At 57.7% G+C, this 22,476-nt stretch carries 18 protein-coding genes, 1 tRNA gene and 1 pseudogene; 7 read left to right on the top strand and 13 right to left on the bottom strand.

The annotated features are described in order from the left end of the window. Positions 1 to 43: 43 nt before the first annotated feature. Together J5Y17_RS05845 and J5Y17_RS05840 are read right to left on the bottom strand one after the other, a co-directional pair. Positions 44 to 1,462 carry a methyl-accepting chemotaxis protein gene (locus tag J5Y17_RS05845; RefSeq protein WP_219784296.1) on the bottom strand — a complete coding sequence of 473 codons (1,419 nt, stop codon included), beginning with the start codon at positions 1,460 to 1,462 and terminating at the stop codon, positions 44 to 46. Positions 1,463 to 1,534: 72 nt separating this feature from the next. Beyond that, positions 1,535 to 1,999 (bottom strand): iron-sulfur cluster assembly scaffold protein, encoded by a 465-nt coding sequence (locus J5Y17_RS05840; protein ID WP_219784295.1) that lies wholly within the window; start codon positions 1,997 to 1,999, stop codon positions 1,535 to 1,537. A 64-nt stretch (positions 2,000 to 2,063) separates the two neighbouring features. On the opposite strand from J5Y17_RS05840, the gene hisI reads away from it, so the two are divergent. Continuing rightward, entirely contained in the window at positions 2,064 to 2,444 is a 381-nt protein-coding gene (hisI, locus tag J5Y17_RS05835) for a phosphoribosyl-AMP cyclohydrolase (protein ID WP_219784294.1), read from the top strand. Positions 2,445 to 2,495: 51 nt separating this feature from the next. Here the strand turns inward: hisI and gluQRS are convergent, their stop codons facing one another. Both gluQRS and trmFO read right to left on the bottom strand, forming a co-directional pair. Next, on the bottom strand, positions 2,496 to 3,350 hold the full coding sequence (gene gluQRS, locus J5Y17_RS05830; protein WP_219784293.1) for a tRNA glutamyl-Q(34) synthetase GluQRS: 855 nt from the start codon (positions 3,348 to 3,350) through the stop codon (positions 2,496 to 2,498). Continuing rightward, a complete protein-coding gene (gene trmFO, locus J5Y17_RS05825; RefSeq protein WP_219784292.1) occupies positions 3,350 to 4,696 on the bottom strand; it encodes a methylenetetrahydrofolate--tRNA-(uracil(54)-C(5))-methyltransferase (FADH(2)-oxidizing) TrmFO in 1,347 nt (448 codons plus the stop codon). Before trmFO ends, gluQRS begins: the two co-directional genes overlap by 1 nt. A 349-nt stretch (positions 4,697 to 5,045) precedes the next feature. Between trmFO and J5Y17_RS19300 the strand changes: the two are divergent. Further along, positions 5,046 to 5,204, top strand: a pseudogene (locus J5Y17_RS19300) (LysR family transcriptional regulator); the annotation flags it as partial. A gap of 875 nt (positions 5,205 to 6,079) precedes the next feature. Further along, a complete protein-coding gene (locus tag J5Y17_RS05815; protein ID WP_219784290.1) occupies positions 6,080 to 6,520 on the top strand; it encodes a DoxX family protein in 441 nt (146 codons plus the stop codon). Positions 6,521 to 6,768: 248 nt separating this feature from the next. Here J5Y17_RS05815 and J5Y17_RS05810 read toward each other — a convergent pair whose 3' ends face one another. From J5Y17_RS05810 to gyrA, 3 genes are all read right to left on the bottom strand, one after another. After that, complete coding sequence (locus tag J5Y17_RS05810; protein WP_219784289.1) at positions 6,769 to 7,635, bottom strand: hypothetical protein; 867 nt, start codon at positions 7,633 to 7,635, stop codon at positions 6,769 to 6,771. A 796-nt stretch (positions 7,636 to 8,431) separates the two neighbouring features. Then, a complete protein-coding gene (locus J5Y17_RS05805) occupies positions 8,432 to 9,343 on the bottom strand; it encodes a hypothetical protein (RefSeq protein ID WP_219784288.1) in 912 nt (303 codons plus the stop codon). 291 nt (positions 9,344 to 9,634) lie between these two features. Next, entirely contained in the window at positions 9,635 to 12,382 is a 2,748-nt protein-coding gene (gene gyrA / locus J5Y17_RS05800; protein WP_219784287.1) for a DNA gyrase subunit A, read from the bottom strand. 232 nt (positions 12,383 to 12,614) lie between these two features. On the opposite strand from gyrA, the gene J5Y17_RS05795 reads away from it, so the two are divergent. Further along, positions 12,615 to 12,917, top strand: coding sequence for an usg protein (locus tag J5Y17_RS05795; protein ID WP_255571897.1), 303 nt, complete (start codon positions 12,615 to 12,617; stop codon positions 12,915 to 12,917). 20 nt (positions 12,918 to 12,937) lie between these two features. Here the strand turns inward: J5Y17_RS05795 and J5Y17_RS05790 are convergent, their stop codons facing one another. From J5Y17_RS05790 to J5Y17_RS05780, 3 genes are read right to left on the bottom strand one after another with little or no spacing between them, the layout of a single operon-like run. Then, the gene (locus J5Y17_RS05790) at positions 12,938 to 13,123 is read right to left on the bottom strand and encodes a hypothetical protein (protein ID WP_219784286.1); all 186 of its coding nucleotides are present in this window, start codon (positions 13,121 to 13,123) and stop codon (positions 12,938 to 12,940) included. A gap of 31 nt (positions 13,124 to 13,154) precedes the next feature. Continuing rightward, entirely contained in the window at positions 13,155 to 13,658 is a 504-nt protein-coding gene (locus J5Y17_RS05785; RefSeq protein ID WP_219784285.1) for a disulfide bond formation protein B, read from the bottom strand. Beyond that, positions 13,655 to 14,233, bottom strand: coding sequence for a YqaA family protein (locus tag J5Y17_RS05780; protein WP_219784284.1), 579 nt, complete (start codon positions 14,231 to 14,233; stop codon positions 13,655 to 13,657). Before J5Y17_RS05780 ends, J5Y17_RS05785 begins: the two co-directional genes overlap by 4 nt. A gap of 178 nt (positions 14,234 to 14,411) precedes the next feature. Here J5Y17_RS05780 and J5Y17_RS05775 point away from each other — a divergent pair, with 178 nt between their 5' ends. The 3 genes from J5Y17_RS05775 to J5Y17_RS05765 all read left to right on the top strand — a co-directional run bounded on the left by J5Y17_RS05775 (position 14,412) and on the right by J5Y17_RS05765 (position 19,203). Beyond that, the gene (locus tag J5Y17_RS05775) at positions 14,412 to 15,275 is read left to right on the top strand and encodes a neutral zinc metallopeptidase (protein ID WP_219784283.1); all 864 of its coding nucleotides are present in this window, start codon (positions 14,412 to 14,414) and stop codon (positions 15,273 to 15,275) included. Between the two features lie 109 nt (positions 15,276 to 15,384). Beyond that, positions 15,385 to 15,471, top strand: a tRNA-Leu gene (locus J5Y17_RS05770). A 924-nt stretch (positions 15,472 to 16,395) separates the two neighbouring features. Next, positions 16,396 to 19,203, top strand: a complete 2,808-nt coding sequence (locus tag J5Y17_RS05765; protein ID WP_219784282.1) for a Hint domain-containing protein — start codon at positions 16,396 to 16,398, stop codon at positions 19,201 to 19,203. Positions 19,204 to 19,378: 175 nt separating this feature from the next. Here J5Y17_RS05765 and J5Y17_RS05760 read toward each other — a convergent pair whose 3' ends face one another. The 3 genes from J5Y17_RS05760 to J5Y17_RS05750 all read right to left on the bottom strand — a co-directional run bounded on the left by J5Y17_RS05760 (position 19,379) and on the right by J5Y17_RS05750 (position 22,466). Further along, on the bottom strand, positions 19,379 to 19,966 hold the full coding sequence (locus J5Y17_RS05760; protein ID WP_219784281.1) for an NTP transferase domain-containing protein: 588 nt from the start codon (positions 19,964 to 19,966) through the stop codon (positions 19,379 to 19,381). 164 nt (positions 19,967 to 20,130) lie between these two features. Continuing rightward, positions 20,131 to 21,459: a branched-chain amino acid ABC transporter permease gene (locus J5Y17_RS05755; protein ID WP_219784280.1), complete on the bottom strand. Its 1,329-nt coding sequence runs from the start codon at positions 21,457 to 21,459 to the stop codon at positions 20,131 to 20,133. Then, a complete protein-coding gene (locus J5Y17_RS05750; RefSeq protein WP_219784279.1) occupies positions 21,456 to 22,466 on the bottom strand; it encodes a branched-chain amino acid ABC transporter permease in 1,011 nt (336 codons plus the stop codon). The genes J5Y17_RS05755 and J5Y17_RS05750 overlap by 4 nt, the downstream gene beginning before the upstream one ends. Positions 22,467 to 22,476 lie beyond the last annotated feature (10 nt).

The following is a 22,476-nucleotide window of genomic DNA, read 5'->3' as shown; positions in this document are numbered from 1 at the left end:
ATACCTGCCGCCGCCTTTCCCCGAAGTGCGGCGGTTTTTTTGTCTAAAACGTGTAGCCAAGGCGCAAGCCGCCCCAATGTTCGCCATCGACGAAGATCGGCGCCGAGAGGTCTTTCATCATGACAAACATTCCGGCGCCCATGTCGCGTCGATAGACTTGCAACAGGAAGGGCTCTGTATTGCGGCCAGCTTTGAGTCCCACGCGGTCATCGAAGATCCGTCGGTTTCGGGAGTTCGCGGCGTTCCAGACAGGATTCTTTCCCTGCGGCTGTGAGAACTTTTTGTTGTGGGTCGGAAGATAGCCATGCGGATCAATCGCCACACAGAAGACGATCTTGGGATCGAAGGAGAGCATGGCCTCTTGAACACCGGGCAAGACTTCATCGGTGAAACCAGTAAACCGCGCCATATGCTGGGCCGGGTCGGTGCCAGCCAGCGGAGTATAGGTGCGGTCGAATAAATCAGCGCGGCTGATCCGCCCGCTTTCGATGCCCGCGGTGAAGAGCTCGGACTCCTGAGACGCGGCGTCCTGAATGCGAGAAATGAAGGCCTGATCTTCACTTGCCCCGCCGAGCGCCACCGTGGTCTGAAAGATTGTCTCAGAGGTATCAATGAGCTTTTCGACGCGGGTGTTGGCGAGATGAATTCCATCTGCGGTGCCGCGCGCCGAACGACCAATCTCGTCGATGGCGGGTTGAAAGGCCGTAACGGCCTGTCGCACCTTATCGACCTCTTCTTCCATCACGCGGGTGGCGGCATGGGCCTCCTGAACGCCCTGTGCGATCTCGGTGAGGGCGCGGTCAGCCTCAGAGGAGGAGCTAATGACATGGTTTGCGTCATTCGATACGCCCGTGGCCTCCGTGCGAAGACGCCCAACCCATGACGAGAGGGTTTCGATATTCTCTTCAATGCCTTCCGCAGCGCGGGCGGTCTTTTGCGACAGCTCGTTGATGGCCTCGGCCACTACGCCAAAACCACGGCCACTGTCGCCCGCGCGGGCGGCTTCAATCTTGGCGTTTATCGCGAGGATGTTCACCTGACGGGCAATGTCGGCAATATTGGCGTTGTTGGCCTCCACTGCCTCCAAAGAGGTTGCAACGCGCTCCATATGTTCCGCCAATTCCTTGACCCAGGTTGCGACTGTTTGAGATTTTTGTCCGGTCTCACGCACGAAAGCGACGGAGCCTTCGACGCGCTCCAGTGTCCGGTTCGTGATCTCCGTCACCCGACCCAGTGCATCACGCACAGCGCCATTGGCCGCCATCACGTCGGAGGCAGAGGTTTGGACGCGGTCCAGAACGGAGATTTGATGTTGGGATTGTTGATCGACGCCTTCGAGGAACCCAGCGATGTCGACCACTTCGAACCCGAGCCGCCCGGCGAATTTGGCCAGCTGCGTCATACGCGGGTCGGCGGCCAGCGGGCTGTGCTGGGTCTCTTTGAACTCTGGATTTGGAATCATGCGCTCCTCCGATTTGGCCGCCATTTTTGCGCGGCGGGTCTTACGGGAGCGTTAAGCGCAGGGAGAAATCGTCTACGCGCGCTGAGCTTTCAGCTCTTCAAAGCCGCGGCAGGTGGCGCGCAGAGCGAGCAAAATGGAGTCGTGCCGGTTCTTGAAGTCGCGGGCGGGCAAGAGGGCTTCGAAACCTTCGAAGGGCGCGGCAGGGACCGGGCCGTTGGTCTTGAGAAAAGCGGTCATTTCATCGCGCGCGCGCACCATCTCGGCTTCTGTCCGCCCGATGACCTGGCGCCCGAGCACCGAGGCCGCGGCTTGCCCCAAGGCGCAGGCCTTCACATCCTGCGCAAACCGCGTGATGCGTCCGTCCTCGACATCCATGTCGACGGTCACGGTTGAGCCACAAAGCGGCGCACGTTCCTTGATCGACACCATTGGTGCCTCAAGCCGCCCCGTCAGTGGAATATCTGCTGCCAGCGCCAGAAGCTTGCCGGAATAGAGCTGTGCGAGTTCTGTCGCGGACTGGGAGGACTGTGCCGACATGGTTTGCCTTTCGAGATCGGAGCCCATAGATAGGGCAAACATCTGCACTTGGAAAGGACGGACCATGTGTTCCGAAGAGAGTTTTGGCACATTCGATGCCGCCCAATTGAAGTTCGATGACAAAGGTCTGATCCCGGTGATTGCGCAGGATCATGAAAGCCGCGAGGTCCTCATGATGGCGTGGATGAACGAAGAAGCGGTGAAAAAGACGCTTGAGAGCGGCAAGGTGACCTATTGGTCGCGCTCGCGGCAGGCGTTTTGGGTCAAAGGCGAGACCTCTGGCCATGTGCAAAAGCTGATCGATTTCCGTTTTGATTGCGACAGAGATTGCATCCTGGTGCTGGTCGATCAAACCGGCCCCGCATGTCACACCAACCGCCGGTCTTGCTTTTACCGTGCGGTGCGGGATGGCGAGGCGGTTGAACTTATGACGCCATTGGCCTGACAGGTTTGAGTATTTTAGCCAAGAAGAAGACGCATGGCGGCTTATGGGCGGTCAGAGTCCGATCAGGGCTTTGACCCCTTCAGGGCTGAGGCCTTCTTCGCGGAATTTCGAAATTGCCTTGGCGTCCGCGCGTTTGGCAAGACGCTTGCCGTCGTCGTCGCGGATCAGCCTGTGATGGTGGTAGGCGATCTCTGGCAGGTCGAGAAGTGCCTGCAGAAGCCTGTGGATCTGTGTGGCTTCCATCAGATCGGCGCCGCGCACGGCTTCGGTGACGCCTTGGGCCGCATCGTCAATCACGACGGAGAGGTGATAGGCGGCGGTGCCGATGTCCTTGCGAGCGAGCACGATGTCACCGACGCCATGGATCAGTTGACCGGCGTCGAGGCGATGCGTTCCGGTCTCATAGGGGCCGGTTTCACGCCATGAGAAACGGCTGACATCGCCCAGAAACTCCACAGCTTTCTCCATATTGAGGCGGATGGCCTCGCCGGGTTGAAAGCCGTTCATCTCGCGGTGACGACAGGTGCCGGGGTAGATCACACCATCGGGGCCGAGTGGTGCGCCTTCCTGCGGCGCGGAGAGCGCGTTCATCACATCGCGGCGGGTGCAGGAACAGGGGTAGATGAGGTCCAGTTCTTCGAGCAATTCCAGAGCACTTGCGTAAATATCTTCACGCACGGTGACATGCAGAACTGGGTCGGGCCAAGTGATCCCAAGCCAGCGCAGATCGGCATAGATCAGCGCCTCCCATTCCGGTCGACAGCGGCTTATGTCACCGTCTTCGATACGCAGCAGAAACTGGCCGTGATGCTCTTGAGCGCGGGCGTATGCGGTGAGCGCGGAAAAGGCGTGACCCAGATGCAGAGGCCCCGTGGGGCTGGGCGCAAACCGGGTCACGTAGGTCATTAGGATTGACCCTCAAGCCATTGATTAAAATCTTCTTTGGCGCGATCTGTATAGCCTTTGTAGCGCTCTTTTCGACCTTTGCGACCGCCACGCAAGCCGTCCAGCGGCGGGAAGAGGCCGAAGTTCACATTCATCGGCTGAAAAGTCTTGGCTTCCGCACCGCCGGTGATGTGGTTGATCAAAGCCCCCATCGCCGTGGTGAAGGGCGGCGGCGGCAGGTCGCGCCCCAGCAGTTCGGCAGCGGCCATGCGACCGGCGAGCAACCCCATCGCGGCGCTTTCGACATAGCCCTCAACGCCCGTCACCTGACCGGCAAAGCGAATGTTCGGCCGCGATTTCAACCGCATCTGATCGTCCAGAAGAGTCGGCGAATTGAGGAAGGTGTTGCGGTGAATGCCACCCAGACGGGCAAAGGAGGCGTTCTCCAGACCGGGGATCATTTTGAACACCTCAGTCTGCGCTCCGTATTTCATTTTTGTCTGAAATCCGACGATGTTATAGAGCGTTCCTAATACATTGTCGCGGCGCAGTTGCACTACCGCATAAGCCTTGTCCTCTGGCTTATGCGCATTGGTCAGGCCGATGGGTTTCATCGGCCCGTGGCGCAGGGTTTCGCGGCCGCGTTCGGCCATGACCTCAATCGGCAGGCAACCGTCGAAATATTTCGCGGTTTCGCCCTCGTGAAACTCGGTCTTGTCGGCGGCCAAAAGCGCGTCGATGAAGGCCTCGTATTGGTCCTTGGTCATCGGGCAGTTGAGGTAGGCTTTCTGCTCTTCCTCGGTCTCGCCCTTGTCGTAGCGGCTTTGCAGCCAGGCGACGTCCATATTGACGCTCTCGGCATAGACAATCGGCGCGATGGCGTCGAAAAACGCCAGCCGGTCGGCGCCGGTTTCCTTCGCGATGGCCTCGCCAAGTGCCGGAGAGGTCAGCGGGCCGGTGGCGAAAATCCACATGCCCTCGGACGGCAGCTCGGTGATTTCGCCATAGTCGACGGAGATGTTCGGATGCGCCTCGAGCGTGGCGGTGACGTGATCGGCGAAGGCCTCGCGATCCACCGCCAAAGCACCGCCCGCAGGCAGTTTATGCTTGTCCGCCGTCGCCATGATCAAACCGTTGGCGGCCCGCATTTCCCAATGCAGGAGACCCACGGCGTTCTGTTCGTCATCATCCGAGCGGAAGGAGTTGGAGCACACCATCTCGCCGAATTTTCCGCTTTGATGCGCAAAGGTTTCGACCTCGGGCCGCATCTCATGCAGCACGACGTTGAGGCCCAGATTGGCGGCCTGCCAGGCGGCTTCGGAGCCTGCCATGCCGCCACCGACGATGTGAAGTGTTTTCTCTGTCATGTGCCGGGATGTAGCTTTTGTCGGGCGAGGAGGAAAGGGGGAACTCGCGTTTTGGTGCAAGAGGACTGATGATCTCGCGTGCGGTACGGGATGGTGCGTTTTTTGTGGAGACTCCGTTGCGCTGATGCACATTTCTCCATTACGTGTCACAGCGCAAAGTTTTTCGGATTCGCTCGCGTCGCTGTCTCATTGGGGGGCAGCATGCCTCTTTGAACTCGTTAATGCTGGCGTTTACCGGACCCACACCTGGCTTCCTTGAGGCGTTACTCAGGTTTTGGGGCAAATGTCTTGTCACAAGTTTTCATGGTCTTAACCAAACAGGCCCCCTCTTGGGGAGGAAGGTGGCGACATGGAGCGCTGGGACGATCTGCACATTCTGTTGGCGATCGATAAGTATGGGACGATGGCAGCTGCGGCGCGCATGCTTGGCACAAACCCGGCGACTGTTTCGCGACGGATGGAACGTTTGTCGGATGAGCTGGGCATGAACCCGGTGATCAAGACGTCCAAGGGCTGGGGGCCAAACCCCGAAATGCGCGCGCTGATCGAGGTCTCCGATGCCTTCTGGGAGGGTGTTCGCGCAGAAAAGAACCGTTTGCGTATGCGCGCTGGAATGAAAAGCAGTGAGATTCGCATTGCCTGTTCTCCAATGATGTTGCGTCACATCCTGACGCCGAACATGAAGCATTATGCGACTGAGCTTGCCAACATTCGGCTTATCTTCTCCAATCGTGCGCTGATCACGACCTTATCCGGACACGACATTATCATTGCGGCAGTTCCGCCCGAAAGCGGTCGGGTCGTGTCTCGTAAAATTGGCGTCTTCGCTCTAGAGGCTTATGCCCCTAAAGAGTCTGTAGAGAGCAGCGATTGGGTGGGGTTGCCGTCTGAGTATGCTGATTTTCCAATCATGCAAAAATGCGAGCAATATTTTGGCGGGCCACCAAGGATTGAGGTGGATACATTGGGGCAATTGCATGAGGTGATGGCCTCAGCGCGCATTGGAGGCTTTGTTCCGGTGGTTGCGGCTCAGGACTTGGAAGAGTTTGAAGCGATTGAGGATAGCTATAGCAATGTAGATATTTTCATGAGCTATCATGAAAGTCGCCGGGGTGATCCGGCGCTGACTGCGGTAACAAAATTTATCATCGAGAGTTTCGCCAAATCACCCTGGGGACAGCCACGCGAGGCGGGCTGATCCCGCCGCGATTGTGTGGTCAATTGCCGTGTTCATGCCGGAAAGGAAAGGCACGTAGGGCAATAGCGAAATGCGATGCGCGGCCTTCTGTATTTTTGCAAATCCGTAATTTCAAAACAACTATAGGTAATATCGCATGATTGTTTCATGGTCGTAGAAAGACCATAAAAAACTCGAGGCAGATCATGAGCTCATACCAAACTTTGACCCAACGCCTGACGGACGTCTGCTGCTTAGGGTTGCGTCTGGCGCTTGCGTACACGCTCCTCCTTCATCCAGTGACACTCACCCTGCGCCTGTCTGAGCCAATGCAAGCCTATGCCACCTCCTTTGACAGTCGCCCGTCAGTCTTTCTTTTGCACCTGAGCGATATCCGCGACCTTATTGTGGCGATGTTGTTTGTTCTGATCGGGGCATGGCTCATCTTGGGCATTCACACTCGGATCATCGCGCTGTTCGCCGCGGCTCTTGTCGGCGTTTTTCATTTCGCGGTCTCGCACGAGCCGACGATGATCACCCATGAAGCTGTGCATGTTTTAATTATTCTGCTCTTTGCCATTCCTGTCATTGTTTTCGGTGGCGGTAAGCTCTCGATCCTGCGCAGCAGGCGACCAAGCTTGGCTTGAAAAGCCAGACCCGGACTGGATCCGGCATGCAGACTCAAGGGCCCGACGCGTCGGGTCTTTTAGTGTCAGCAGAATGTAAGATCCTTTAGAACAGTGGGGCTCACTTAGGCGGTTGGTAAAAGGACTGCATCTTTGACTGGCGCTCGTGGTGGTGGAAAGGGCATCCAAGCACTCCCGCATGCAAAAAGGCCCCGCAAAATGCGGGACCTTTTCTTTTCATGCCTGATAGTCTTGAGGGAAATGCGGGATTATTGCAGATCCAGCAGATCGTAGAGCGGGGTGGTATCTTCGGCCAGGTGGTCGATTTGATCCAGCACGCGCACGCGACGAGCACCGGTTTCCCATTTCAGGGCGAGACCGAAACCGTCTGCGTCATCGTCGTAACCGAAGCCGGTCACGTAGTTGGCTTCGAGCGACACAGTGTCGGTGAAGTTGTAGGAGCCACCGAAGGTCGCGATGCCGTAGTCACCGAAATCTTCGTTGTCGGTCACCAAGGACACGCCGAGCGTGAAGGCGTCGTTCAGGTCGTAAGAGGTTGCGATCGCGGTCATGCCGTCGTCGAAATCTTCGGCCCAGGTGGTCGCAACATCAACGTCCCAGGTGTCAGCTTCGTAGGTGTAGCCGAGCATGTAGGTTTCGAAGACTTCATCGTCAGAGTAGGCGGCATAGGCGGTGGAGGCGCCGAACTCGTAGAAACCACCGAGGGTCAGTACGTCGTTGCCTGCGTCGTCCCAGGTACGGTAGTCGAGGGCGACGCCGAAGTCGGCGGCTTGGTACTCAACGCCGAGGCCGTAGGCGGTGTCGTCGCCATCGAGGAAATTGCTGTCGACATCAATATAGTCGATGGCGGCGTAAACGGTGAAGCCCGGCGTGATTGCGTAGCCAGCGGTGAAGCCGAGGGCGTAAACGTCGATGTCTTCAACGGTGAGGTAGCCAGCGTTGCCGGTGAAGGACAGGTTGCCGGTCACATAGTCGGCGCTGCCGGTGAGCGTTTGGAAATCGACGTCTTCGATGTCGTAATAGGTGCCTTCAACGGAGCCGTAGGTCAGGCCGTCTGCGAAAGCGGCGCCGGATGCTGCACAGACCAGAGCGGTCGTGATCATGAGGTGTTTCATAAGTCTTCCTTCACTCGCCTTGATGGCGAGATTTTCTAATGGGTCTACTCGAGCAAAGCCGTTTCGCCCGGTTGTAATGCAACCAGACGACGCGCTTACCTCGTGCAATCGTCTGTTCGCGCTCTCATGCTCCAACTATGTGGGCGCTAAAAGCGCGAGTGGTGGGATGTGCAGTCCAAAGTCCTGCGTCCAACCGCAGCCGTCAGATAGGGCGGCAGCGCGCCGGATGCGATCCAAATGCGCACAGAAGTTCAAAAAAGATGCGCGGAAAAAATCGGGTGTAATATTTTGGCAACGAAATGATCACATTTTCGTGCTTTTGCGCACACATTATGTGAGGCTGTTCGGAGGCTCCGCATCTGGCAGGGGGAGTCATGGTGGTGAAGGAGGGACGGGCGAGTCTGGTTTCTTCACGTGAGTCGCAGATTTTCCTTTAAAATTATGTAAAACAGTTGGTTGCGGTCGATCTGATCTTATGGAGGGCTGGAAAAAATCCGTTTGATTGTGCCGAAGCGGTCTCCGGCATACGCCTCTTTGCGGTGATTTTTTGTCTCTCGAGCGAGGGGAATTCTCAGGGAAAAGGTGTGTTTCGGGATACTATGTGGCTATGCGTGCGCCAGCGCGCGATGTGCTTCTTCTCTCAGGTGGTCTTCTGCTCAAGCGGGATATACGCGCGGAAATGAGCTGAGAATTGCACGCACGCCCCTCAGGTGGACGTAGCGAAACTCTCGCAATTCGAAACGAAAAAGGCCCGCCCCAAGGGGCGGACCTTTCCTACGTTTTTAATCCTGCAGGGTTAGAACGGTCCGAACACGCCCGGGCCGTAGATCGGCTCGTAGATGTCGAACGCTTCAATATTAAAGATGTTGCTGCGGGATTTGTCGAAGAGATCGCTGACGCGGTCGGTCACGCGCGCGCGCTCGCCACCCATTTCGTACGTCACGGAGAGGGAGAAAATATCCATGTCGACGACGTCACCAAAGGAAGTGTCGTAGCCGATTTCGATCGACACGGCGTCGTTAACGGCATAGGTGCCTGCGATACCGAAGAAGCCGTCGTCGAACATGTCGTCATTGACGGTCAACACATTGGCTTTCACACCGAATTGGCCGAAGTCATAGCGACCGGCAATGCTGGTGAAGCCGTAGTCGAAGCCATCTTCGGTGAAGGAGGTGGAGACCGACGCGCCGAACATGCCGGCGTCGTAGTCATAACCGAGACCATAGATGCTGAACTCTCCGTCGAGGGAGCTTGCGGAGCCGAACACCGTGGAGGCACCGAAGGCGTAGTAACCGTTCAGGTTGTAGGTTTCAAAATCGGCATCATCGACGGTGGTATATTCGAATGCCACGCCGAATGCGTTGCCGATGTAATCCACACCCAGACCGTAGGTGTATTCGGTGTCACCGTAGGGGAAATCAAACGCACCGAGTTTCACATAGCCGGTGAAGCCGGGGGTGATTTCATAGCCAATGGTGCCGTTGAGCGTGTAGAGGTCGATGCCGTCGTAATCGACCGCCTTCGCCGTGCCGGTGAAGGAGAACCTGTTGATCATATAATCAACGTCGCCCTGCAGGCGCAGCACGTCGGCATCTTCGACGCTGTAGTAAGACAGGTCGGCGGAGCCGTAAGTGATTTCTTGGGCTTGGGCCGCGCCGGCGAGCGCAACGGTGGCGCCGGTGATCGCGAGAAGGGAAGTCTTAATCATAACCGAATTCCTTGTGTACGTTTTATTCCACTGAGGAAACAATACACGAAAATGACGGTTTTCGGGAGGGGCGGCCGAGAAGATATTCCGCTTGTGTCTTTTTGGTAATACGCACGAAAATGTGACAATGGTGGCGCATTTTGAGCAATTTTTGGCCGATTGCGATCTTCTGCTAGAGGGGCACGTTTATTTCTCAGTCGAAATGATTGTTTCGAAACTGTTGTCTTTAGCCGCGCCGGTTCACAAAAAAAGGCCCGCTTGGTGCGGGCCTTTCTCTATCAGTTTTCTCGATCAATTCTCAGGCGTTTCCGTGTCTTCGTCTTCGCTTTCAGCGATCCAAGCGACGGAGACCACCTCTTCACCCTTGCCGGTGTTGAACACCTTCACGCCACCCGCGCCACGCGAGCGGAAGGAGATGCCATCCACAGGGCAGCGGATCGACTGGCCTTTCGAGGTGGCGAGCATGATCTGGTCCTCAAGTCCGACCGGGAAGCAGGCCACAATCGGACCGCCGCGCATGGTTTTTTCCATCGCGGTCACACCCTGACCGCCACGGCCACGGACCGGGTAATCATGCGAGGAGGACAGCTTGCCGATGCCGCCCTTTGTGATGGTCACCAAAAGCTCCTCGGCGGCTTTCATTTCCTCGAAGCGCTCCATCGAGATCGAGCCTTCTGCGACTTCTTCGTCCTCATCGGTGGCCTCGGCCTCATCCGCGCCGACCTGTTGGCGGCGCATTTTGAGATAGGCTTGGCGCTCAAAGCTTTCCGCCTCGAAATGGCGGATCACGGACATGGAGACGACTTCGTCGCCTTCATTCACAAGCTTGATGCCACGCACACCGGTGGACGAGCGCGAGTTGAACACACGTACGTCAGGCACGGGGAAACGGATCGCGCGACCACTTGAAGTGACGAGCATAACGTCATCATTTTCATCGCAAATCCGGGCATTGATCAGGCGGGTGCCTTCGTCTTCGCCCTCGAATTTCATCGCAATTTTACCGTTCGACTTCACGTTGGTGAAATCCGACAGGCGGTTGCGGCGAACCGAGCCTTTCGAGGTGGCGAAAACGATCTGGAGATCGTCCCAATCCTTCTCGTCACGGTCCACCGGCAGGATCGCCGCGATGGAAACACCCTGCGGGATCGGCAGGATTTGCAAGAGCGGTTTGCCCTTCGCTGTCCGGCCACCTTGGGGCAGGCGCCAAGTCTTCATCTTGTAGGCCATGCCGTCGTCGGTGAAGACCAAAAGCTGGGTGTGGGTGTTCGCCACGAACAAGGTCGTGATCACATCCTCATCCTTGGTCGACATGCCCGACAGGCCCTTGCCGCCGCGTTTTTGCGCGCGGTAGTCGGCCAGAGGCGTACGTTTGGCCCAACCGGACTGAGTCACGGTCACCACCATGTCCTCTTTCTCGATCAGATCCTCGTCGTCCATATCGCCGGACCAGTCGACAATCTCGGTGCGACGCGGCACGGCAAATTGCGCTTTCACGTCGATCAATTCGTTAGAAATGATCTCCATGATCCGCTCGCGGGAGGCGAGAATTTCGAGGAATTCCTTAATCTTGGCGGCCAACTCTTGCAGCTCGTCGGTGACTTCTTTGACACCGATTTGCGTGAGGCGTTGCAGACGCAGATCGAGGATCGCGCGGGCCTGAACTTCGGACAGGTTATAAGTGCCGTCCTCGTTCGCCTTGTGGTTCGGATCGTCGATGAGCAGGATGTAGGGCAAGATTTCCTGCGCCGGCCAGCGCCGCTCCATCAATTTGATCCGCGCCTCGGAGGCATCGGCAGAGGAGCGAATGGTCGCAACGACTTCGTCCACGTTGGACACAGCCACGGCCAGACCACAGAGGATATGCGCCCGGTCACGTGCCTTGCGCAGCTCAAACGCCGTGCGACGCGCCACCACTTCCTCGCGGAAGGTGATGAAATGCTCAAGGAAGTCGCGCAGCGTCAGCTGCTCCGGTCGACCACCGTTCAAAGCCAGCATGTTGCAGCCGAAAGAGGTCTGAAGCGGGGTGAAGCGGAAGAGCTGGTTCAACACGACTTCGGCGGTCGCGTCACGTTTCAGCTCGACCACGACACGCACACCGTTGCGGTCGGATTCGTCCTGGATATGCGCGATGCCCTCGACGCGTTTCTCGCGCACCAGCTCCGCGATCTTCTCGATCATCGTGGATTTGTTCACCTGATAGGGGATTTCCTCGACGATGATGGCGTAGCGGTCTTTGCGGATTTCCTCGATCTTGGTCTTGGCGCGCATCACCACGGAGCCGCGGCTTTCCAGATAGGCTTTGCGAATGCCAGAGCGCCCGAGAATGGTCGCGCCTGTGGGGAAGTCCGGCCCCGGAATGATTTCCATCAACCGTTCGGTCGATACGTCCGGGTTCTCAATGAGCGCCAGCGTCGCGTCCACGACCTCGCCCAAGTTGTGCGGCGGAATGTTCGTCGCCATACCGACCGCGATCCCGCCCGCGCCGTTGACCAGCATGTTCGGGAATTTGGCGGGCAAAACGGTGGGTTCGCGTTCCTTGCCGTCGTAGTTGTCTTGGAAATTGACGGTGTCCTTGTCGAGATCGTCCAAGAGCGCGCGCGCCGCCTTGGCCAGACGCGATTCCGTATAGCGCATTGCCGCAGGCGGATCGCCATCCATCGAGCCAAAGTTGCCCTGACCGTCGATCAACATCAAAGACATCGAAAATGGCTGCGCCATCCGAACGAGCGCGTCATAGATCGCAGAGTCGCCATGCGGGTGATAGCTGCCCATCACGTCGCCCACGGATTTCGCGGATTTGCGGTAGGGTTTGTCGTGGGTGTAGCCGCCTTCTTGCATCGCAAAAAGAATGCGGCGGTGCACCGGCTTTAGCCCGTCGCGCAGATCGGGGATCGCGCGGGACACGATCACGGACATGGCGTAATCGAGGTAGGAGGTTTTCATCTCCTGCGTGATGGAGATCTTGGGGCCATCCCAAGCCATCGGATGACGCGGATTTTCTTGTTCGTTTTCAGGGGTTTCGGGTGTATCGCTCACGTTGTCCGCCTGTTGTCTTTGTGTGACGGGGAAGCCCCCCGTATCTCGTTGTGCCACACTCTACCCTATACCGGATATGGGGTGCAATGGGGGATACTCTCGTGCGGTGGCAGCCAGCGCAGAAGAGTGCCAACATACTGTTTTCATTGACAGTTAACCAATATGTGGCAGGATTTTTATGGGAGGCTCAAAAAAGGCCGGAAAAACGGCCCCACCAACAGGAGATATGCACATGACACAGAAGAGCACTCGTGAGATGGGCGAGGCAGGAATGAGTGAGACTGAGATGATGCTCTCAGGCTACGGCCTGACGCTCGCGGAATTCACCTACCGGATGCCTGATTATCAAAGCGTGCTGAACACGTTTTCATGGCAGTTGTTCGACCTTGCCCCGGATTACCCGAAACTCTTCAAATTCATCGAGTTCTGGCAAGAGAACATCGATGGCCCGCTGCACCATGTCCGCTTTACCCACCGCAAACTGATTGCACCGGGCGAATGGCGCAATTGCGTGGGCGAATTTACGGTGCACTGAGAAGGATCAAAGCCGAGGGATCAGAACCGCTTCAACAGCTTTTTGAGCGGCGTGGTCGCGTCGCCGGTCTGGCTCTCTTGCGACACCTTTCTGAACCGTTGGCGGAGTGCCTCGGCGCGGGCGTCCGCCAATGTTCCGCCAACCCGTTTGCGCGCCCGGCGGGCGGTTGGAAAGGGGATGACGGATTTGCTCTTTCTCTGGGTCATAGGCAAAAGATGGGGTGTATTTTCCCCAATCTCAAGCCTGTTTTGCGGCTTTCCGCCAAGCGATGAACCAAAGTGCTGCAAAAATCAGCGAAAACACGAAGTTCCAGCCTGCCATGGTGATGCCGAGCCCCCAAGTGTCCCAAACGATCTCATCGCAGAGCACAAGACCCGGATCGCCCGCGCCGCCGGGCAGGAGGTCCATGCCGGACAAACCGGACAGTGCGTCGCCGGAGCCGGTGCAAGACGTGGGGCCCGGCCACCATTTTTGCTCGACGCCCGCGTGGTAAAGGCCAAGCCCTGCGGAGACCAGCATGGTGAGCATCCCCAAGAGCGTCAGAATGCGCAGACGCACCACCGCGAAGAGAGCACCGATCGCAATGGCGATGGCATGGGGCCAGCGCTGCCAGATGCACATGGGGCAGGGCGCAAAGCCGAAAGCCTGAAATACGAAAGCGCCCGACAGGATCGCCAAAGAACCGACAGAGGCGGCGAGGGCAGGTTGGAGGGCGGCAAAATCGGAGGAAGCTTTGGTCATAGGTATTTTACGGCATAGAAGCCGCCCAGGAAGATGACGATAAGGAGGGTGAAGACGAGGCCGAGACGGCGCTCGATAAAGTCGCGGATCGGATCGCCGAATTTCCACAGGAGCGCCGCGACGACAAAGAACCGAAGCGCCCGCGCTGTGATCGAGGCGATGATGAAGACCGGCAAAGACAGCCCGGTCGTGCCCGACAGGATGGTGATCACCTTATAGGGGAAGGGCGTGACGCCCGCGATCAACACGGCCCAGGCGCCATATTCGTTATATTTGACCGCGAAATCGTCAAAATACGCGTCTTTGCCATAGAATTCCAGCACCGGACGGCCCAGTGTTTCAAAGGCGCTGGAGCCGATCCAATAGCCCAGCATACCACCCAAAACGGAGGCGACGGTGGCGATGCCCGCGATCTTGAAGGCCTCGCGCGGGCGGGCGACGATCAGCGGGATCATCAGGATGTCGGGCGGGATCGGAAAGACGGAACTTTCAACAAAGGCCACAAGAGCCAGCGCCCAAAGCGCATGCGGGCTTTCGGCCAGGGACATGGTCCAGTTGTAAAGCCGTCTGATCATGGGGGTCCCCGTCTTGCCCTGTCTCGCATCGTCTTGCATGCGCAGCATTTGCCTCTTTAGGCCTCATTCCTGCCTCGGGGTCAAGCGCACCTCGGGGCGAGAGCGGCGCTTTGACCTTGTCCACCTGTCACCTGACGATATTGTGAGCACAGGTTTCTTATTGAAAAGGGTGGTTGCGATGAAATGGCAGGGACGGCGCGGGTCGCGCAATATCGAGGATCGGCGGCGTTCTGGCGGAAGCGTGAGGGGCGGCAAGGCCGTGGGCGGTGTTGGCGGCCTCGGGCTTTTGGCGATTGTTGTGATCGGCTATTTCCTTGGCGTCGATGTGACGCCTTTGTTGGAAGGCACGGGAAGTATCTCCAGCTCATCGCAAACGGTCGAGATCACACAGGCTGATGAGCAGGCGGCACAATTCGTGTCCGTCACCTTGGCGGACACCGAAGAGATCTGGACAGAGGTCTTCGCGGAGCAACTCGGCGGCGAATACATCCCGCCTATTCTCGTTCTCTACAAAGGTGTGACGCAAAGTCCTTGTGGCTCCGCCTCCGGCGCTACCGGGCCGTTCTACTGTCCGGGCGATCAGAAGGTCTATCTCGATACTGCGTTTTTCACCACCATGTCGCGGCAGTTGGGCGCGGGCGGTGATTTTGCGCAGGCCTATGTCGTGGCTCACGAGGTCGCGCACCATGTGCAGAACGAGTTGGGCATTCTCGGACAAGCAAACGCCTATCGCGCGAAAGCGTCTCAGACGGAAAGCAACGCGGTATCCGTGATGATCGAGCTTCAGGCCGACTGTTATTCCGGCATCTGGGCGCGCATGGCGGATGAGAAATTCGGCTCCATCGAGCATGGCGACATTCGAGAGGCTTTGAATGCTGCGAAACAGATTGGCGATGATACGTTGCAACGCAATGCAGGACGTGTGCCGCAGCCGCACACCTTTACGCATGGCTCTTCCGAGCAGCGCCAGCGTTGGTTCGCGACGGGATATAAGTCCGGTGCGCTGGAGGCCTGTGACACGTTTTCCGCCGGCGCTCTGTAGTGTTGAGGGCGGCGCGATGCGGATTTTTTCAAAAACCGCAACGAAGCCTCTGGACGCCGCCCGCGCGCTTGGGTAAACGCCTTTTACTGCGCTGCTTTTGTAGCGCTCTGCCCGTGTGGTGGAATTGGTAGACACAGGGGATTCAAAATCCCCCGCTGTAACAGGCTTGCCGGTTCGAGTCCGGCCACGGGTACCAATTTGGACGAGAGGTTATCCACCAGACCTCTGAAATGCTGGATATGTGAGTGTTTGCTCACACTGTCTCTAGCGGTACTACTTTCATTTAGACGGTTAGTTGTGACGACGATTGGGGCGTGGCATCGGTTTTTCGCACCGATCCGCGCGTATTTTCGTGAGATCGTGAATAGATTGGCTCGAAACGAAGGGCCGGAGCTGCGAAATCGGGGCGAATGAGGCCCTTTGGCGGGCAGAATGCAGTGGCGAGAGAGGGCTAAGCTCCCGAATCGACTTAGCAATTTCGATTGTTTACGTATCTTTCAAAATTTGACCTAAGCATGCTGATTGGTTCCAGTTTTGAAATTCCGCCCCCTTTGTGCCACATTTTGAACCATTTCTTCGGGCGCGCAGCACATGAATGTGAACATAGGGTTAATGCTCGAATGAACTCTAGCAATTTATCTATGCATAATATTGATTTTAAATATTAATATTTAATCCTCGGCGGGGGTGTAAGCTTCTTTGCACATTGATTTTTCCGCCAAATTTGCTCCGCCAATGCCACTGAATTGCCATATTTGAACACAATTGCGCCTTTTTCCCTGTTGCGCGATGCCAGATTTCACTTATCCAGAAAGAGCCCATTTGGGGGGCATTGAGAGACCACTGGGGCGGTCGCGTAAAACATTGTCCGGGAAAGGATTTTGGCTTGCGCGCCCGTTGTGGAAATGGATTGACCTGCTGCGGGTCCGTCTGCTGCTGCATATTGAAATGACTGCTCGTGTTTTCACGGGCCTCTTAGGTCGTTTCTTGTCCTCATCACTGGTTTTCGTCGACGTTTGGCTGGCCTTACGAGAGGCCGTCCGTCTGTCTCCTCAGCATTGGGTTGCGGTTGCACAGGGTGAATTGAGACCGCGGTACTGGGGTGTTAAGGAGCGACAGAATGACAGTCACATACGACCACGATCATGACGGCTGTGATCCGTCCGATCCGACCGATCCGAGTTTGGATGGCGTGGTTCAGGGGACCTCTGGTAATGATCTGATCGACACCGGCTACACGGGTGATCCGGAAGGTGACATGATCGACGCCGGCGACAATGCGGCCGGCAATGATGATGACATCGTGGTGGCCGGTGGTGGTGACGATACGGTTCTGGCCGGCAATGGTGACGATATCGTTTACGGCGATGGAGGTGCAGGCTCGTCCTATGAGGCGCAAGACGCCGATCCTCTTGTGTTGTCCTACAGCAATTACCTCTACGGCAGCGAAACCGCCTACGGCAGCAACAATGCGCAGCCGGGCGACAGTGCCATTTATACCAATGTGACCACGCTTGAAGATGGCACCGTCGTCAATGCGCGACTGGTTCTGGTCGAAACCTCCGATCCTTCTCTCGACGTCGATTTGGCCAGCGGCCAAGGCTCCGAGATCCTGTTGAACGGTAAGAATTATTCCAGTCAGGGCGGCATGACCGCGACCTTCCGCTTGGAGTTCTATAACGCCGAAACCGGTGAGCCGGTGGTGATCAACTCCACCGCGACGTTCAATGATATCGACAGCACCCGGAGCGATGGTCTTGATCCCGAAGCCGTGACCGTGGACGGGGCGTCTTTCACGAATTTCGGCGTCAGCGGCGACAGCTCGCTGATCGTAATTAATGAAGACGGCACGGTCTCCGCTATCGGCACCGAGCCCAATGATCCGAGCGATCAGGATGCTTGGTTCTCCGCTTCGTTCGAGGGGCAAAGCTCCATCACCTTCACCTTGACCGCGCGGGATGTGAATTCCGGCTATTCGATGAACGGTGACCTGATCGACGATGCCGTGGTGACCCCGATTGTCGAGGGCAATGACTACATCGACGGTGGCGCTGGCAATGATACGATCTTCGGCGAGGGCGGCGACGACACGCTGGTCGGCGGCACTGGCGCCAACTACCTTTCGGGCGGTTCCGGCGATGACACCTTTATCGGTGGCGCGGGCGCTGACACATTCAATGGTGGCGCAGGTCAGGACAACCTCGACTATTCCGGTTCCGGCTCAGCCGTTTATGTCGATCTGTCCACTTCGGCGCTCTCCGGCGGCTATGCCGAGAATGACACGATTGAGGGCGGCATCGACGGGGTCATCGGCTCCGAGTATGACGACACTCTGATCGGTTTTGACCATCAGGGGACCCATCCGGATGACACCTACACCAACGAATTCTGGGGCATGGGCGGTGATGACACAATCTCCGGCGGCGGTGGTGATGACTACCTCGATGGCGGTGATGGTCAGGACTATATCGAAGGCGGCGACGGCAACGATGTCATCATCGGCGGTGCGATCGGGAGCCCGGATCGCGGCTATGGCCCCTATGTGCCCGACGATTCCGATCCGGAGAACGACAAGGATACGATCTTTGGCGGAGCAGGCAACGACACCATATACGGTGGCGACGATGCCGATTATATCGATGGTGGCGCGGACAATGATTATATCGACGGCGGTTTCGATGACGACACCCTCCTCGGCGGCTCCGGCAATGATACGATCATTGGCGGTGAAGGTTCCGACACCATCGAAGGGGGGGATGGTGATGACATCATCTATGGCGGTCTCAACCCGGCCTATCCCGATGAGTTGAACATCCCGGATGACGCCGGTGATCTTGAGGTCGAAAACGGCAAGGACGTGATCGACGGTGGTGCTGGCAACGATACGATCTATGGCCAGGACGATGATGATATCATCTACGGCGGTGACGGCGACGACTACATCGACGGTGGCGTCGACAACGATACGATCTACGCAGGCGCGGGCACCGATACTGTGTTTGGCGGCGAAGACGACGACATCATCTACGGCGGTGGCGACAACGACGTGTTGGATGGCGGTGACGATCAGGATACGTTCTATATCACCTTTAGCGATGTCACTTCTGGCGTTTACAACACCACCGTGCATGGTGGGGCGGGCGGCGTCGATTGGGACACGCTCGACATGACCGAGCTTTTGGAGAATGGCTGGATCATCACCAACCATGTCCAGAACCCTGACAGTGACGGCAATGGCTATGACGGCCAGATCCAGCTCTTCAATCTTTACACGGGCGAAACGGCCAACATCAACTACACCAATATCGAAGATGTCGTGTCTGATCCGCCGCCGCCGCCTCCAATCTGCTTTACGCCGGGGACCTATATCGCGACACCGCGCGGCGAGGTCTTGGTGGAAAATCTTCAAATTGGGGACAAGGCGATCACGCGCGACAATGGCCTTCAGGTCATTCGCTGGATCGGCAAGAGAACGATTTCGGCGGAGGAGATGTCCGGTCGTATCGATTTGAACCCGGTTATGATCCGCAAGGGGGCGCTTGGCGCCGGCTTGCCGGAACGCGACATGGTCGTCTCTCCCAACCACCGGATGCTGGTTTCCAACGAGAAAGCAGCGCTTTTGTTCGAAGAGCATGAGGTTCTTGTGGCAGCCAAACACCTGACACGAATTGATGGCGTGGAGCGTTTGAATGTGCCGGAGGTGACCTATATCCACCTGATGTTCGATCGACACGAGGTGGTGTTGTCGGATGGCACGTGGTCTGAAAGCTTCCAGCCGGGTGACTACACAATTTCCGCTCTGGCTGATGCGGCGCGCGAAGAGTTGTTTGCGCTGTTCCCGGAATTGGCTGATGCGTCGACCCGTGGCAAGTTTTCGGCTGCGCGTCGCATTCTGCGCAAACATGAGGCGGAGCTTTTGGTCTCCTGATCCTCGACTTTCGCTCTGATCGACGTGCTCGGGGGGGAGCGTTGATCCTGACCGTCTCCCTCTTAGGGGGAGACGGTTCAGCTTACTGATTTTTTTTGATGAGTTGACTTGTTTTCAGAGACAGAAACACCGCCCGGATTTTCTGGGCGGTGTTTTTCTGTGATGAGTGGCGTGTTTACATCTGGCGCCAATCCTCCGGTGTGTTCACGTGCCAACAGGGCGCCTCGGACGGCATCTCCACTCGCTTCGCGCCATGGCGTTCGACCAGAACCTGCACACCTTCGTCGCCGGTTAGCGTTTCGAACTCCGGCAGCGCCGAGGCCGGGAAAATCACCGGATAGCCCTCGCGCCCGCTTTGACATTGCGCGCGCACGATCCGCGTGCCGCTGAAGGTTTCGAAAAGAATGACCAGAGTTTCCAGATGGCTGGCGGTGATGAACGGCATGTCGGCCATGATCACTGCGAGTGCGTCGGCGTCGCGGTCCATAGCGACACGCGCAAGGCTTTTAAGTGTAGCGGAAATGCCCTGATCGCTGTCCTCCACCGTGATGAAGTCATCATGCGGCCGCAAGACATCGCGGCGGTTTTGAAAATAGGGATGGGTCGCAGCGGGCAGGGCAACGACGAAGGGCTGTCCCCGCGCCGCAGAAACAGCCCGGCTCAACAGCGTGTCGGGGGAGTGCAAAGAGGGGGCGGTCGAGAGTTTGTCAAACCCCATGCGCGCGGAATTTCCTGCGGCACAAATGCCTGCGAGCAGTTTCATGTCGGTTGCCTCACGGTGTGCGGCTTGGGCGCCGCTTGTTGAGAGTACGTCATGTCACGGGGCGTGCCGAAGAATTTTTCAGCACAGCCCCGTCTCATATCTGCGCGTGCGCAGCGTTCGGGCAACCGCCCACACCATTACTTATCGGGCAGGAGCCTACAGTTCTATTTTTCGGGTAGGAGTCCTCGAGGCGAGAAGCGCAGCACCACCAAGAGGATCAAACCCATCGTCAGGTAGCGCATGTAGGCCACGCGTTCCATCAACCCGGCCTTGAGCGCGGAGTCATCTGCCAGACCAGAGGTTAGCACGCTCACGATCCAGCCGCCGATGGGTTCAACCTCGACCCAAAGGAACCAGATCAGCATACCGCCCAGAACTGCGCCCCAGTTGTTGCCGGAGCCGCCGACGATGACCATCACCCAGATCAGAAAGGTGTAGCGCAGCGGCTGGTAGGTGGTCGGCGTCAACTGGCCGTCGAGCGTGGTCATCATCGCGCCCGCAAAGCCGATGATCGCGGCCCCCAGAACGAAAATCTGAAGGTGCCGCCCGGTCACATCCTTGCCCATGGCCTCGGAGGCCACTTCATTGTCGCGGATCGCGCGCATCATGCGGCCCCAGGGGCTTTTGAGCGCCAGCTCCATCGCCAGAACGATGATCCCGATGACCGCCAAAAAGAACCCGGCATAGAGCAGCTTGACGAAAATCGACGAGCCAATGACCGGATCAGCGCCGATTTTGGCCATCAGAGACAGGAACCACTCGCTTTGCTGAAGGTCGATCTCATAGGGGACCGGACGCGGCAGGCCGTTGACGTTTTTCACGCCGCGCGACAGCCAGTCCTCATTCTTGAGCACGGCGAGAATGATCTCCGCGATGCCCAAGGTGGCGATGGCGAGATAGTCGGAGCGCAGGCCCAGAGCGGTTTTGGCCACGATCCACGCGGCACCCGCGGCCAGAAGCGCGCCGACAGGCCAGGCCAGCAATACCGGAAGCCCCATCCCGCCAAGATAGCCTGCCGTGGAGGCATCCACCGCCTCGATCGCCGCGACGGCCGGATCGAAGAGCGTGCGGTAGATGACAAAGCCCACGATAAGAAACGCGGTGAGAAATAGCCCACGCACACGGGTTTTCGGCAGACGCGGATAGATCAGAACGGCGCCGACGATGGTGCCAAGCCCAACGAGCAGAGCGACGATCATGCGTCCCCCACCGGCGGCCCAAGCGGCTGGCACTGGTGGCATGGAGGTCAAGACGACGGCCAAGCCGCCAAGCGCAGTAAAGCCCATGATGCCGACGTTAAACAGACCCGCATAGCCCCATTGAAGGTTCACCCCCAAGGCCATGATGGCCGAGATCAGCCCCATGTTGAGAATGGCCAACGCCGTGTTCCACGATTGCAAAACCCCGACCGCAATGATGAGCGCCGCCATGGCCGCGAAATACAGAGGTGCGCGGGGCAGGGATTTGGCGGAATGTGTCGAAGCATGTGTCATATGTTTTGCCCCTTGAAGAGACCTGTCGGTTTGAACAGCAGGACGATGATCAGGATCGCGAAGGAGACGGCGAATTTGTAATCCGTCGACAAAAGCTGGACCAATCCATCGGGCGCCCAACTGTCGGGGCCGAGATAGGTCACGACCTTTTTGAAGGCGTAGGTCAGGGTGACTTCCGAGAAGGCAATGACGAACCCGCCCGCGATGGCGCCCAGCGGATTGCCGATACCGCCAACGATGGCGGCGGCAAAGACTGGCAAAAGAAGCTGTTGGAAGATGAAGGGTTTGAACGACTTATCGAGGCCATAGAGAGCGCCCGCGATGGTCGCCAAAGCCGCCACCAAAAGCCAAGTGATCGTCACCACGCGCTCCGGGTTGATGCCCGAGAGTAGTGCGAGGTCTTCGTTGTCGGAATAGGCCCGCATTGACTTGCCGGTGCGGGTCTTGTTCAGGAACCAGAAAAGTGCGGCCACGGTGATCATCGCGACGACCACGGTGATGACCTGCGTCGTGCGGATCGCGAGCCCTTCGGACAGGCCCGACCAGGCCTTGAAATCGCGGGCATTCACGACGAAACGCGCGCCATCGGCAAAACGGCGATCATCGGTGCCGACGATCATTCGCACCACGCCGTTGAGCACGAACATGACGCCGGTCGAGACGATGACAAGCATCACCGGTGCGGCTTTGACCTTGCGGTAGAACTTGTAGACCACCTTGTCGGTCGCCAGCACCAATAGTGCTGTCGCCAAGATGCCGAAGGGCAGGGCCAAAAGTGCGGTGGGCAGGACGCCCAGCGAAATGCCCCAGCTTTGGAACAGTCCCGTGACCAGCACCACGACCATCGCCCCGAAGGACATCGTTTCGCCATGGGCAAAGTTCGAGAACCGTAAGACACCGTAGATCAGCGTGACGCCCAAAGCGCCGAGCGCCAATTGGGCGCCGTAAGCCGTGGCTGGGACCACGACGAAATTTGTGAACGCCACGAGGGCATTGAGAATATCCATCTGTCTGCCT

This window comes from Celeribacter sp. PS-C1 (assembly GCF_019429625.1).
In the GTDB taxonomy this organism is placed as follows: domain Bacteria; phylum Pseudomonadota; class Alphaproteobacteria; order Rhodobacterales; family Rhodobacteraceae; genus Celeribacter.
The sequence above is the reverse complement of the archived record's forward strand: the minus strand, read 5'-3'. Positions and strand labels throughout refer to the sequence as shown.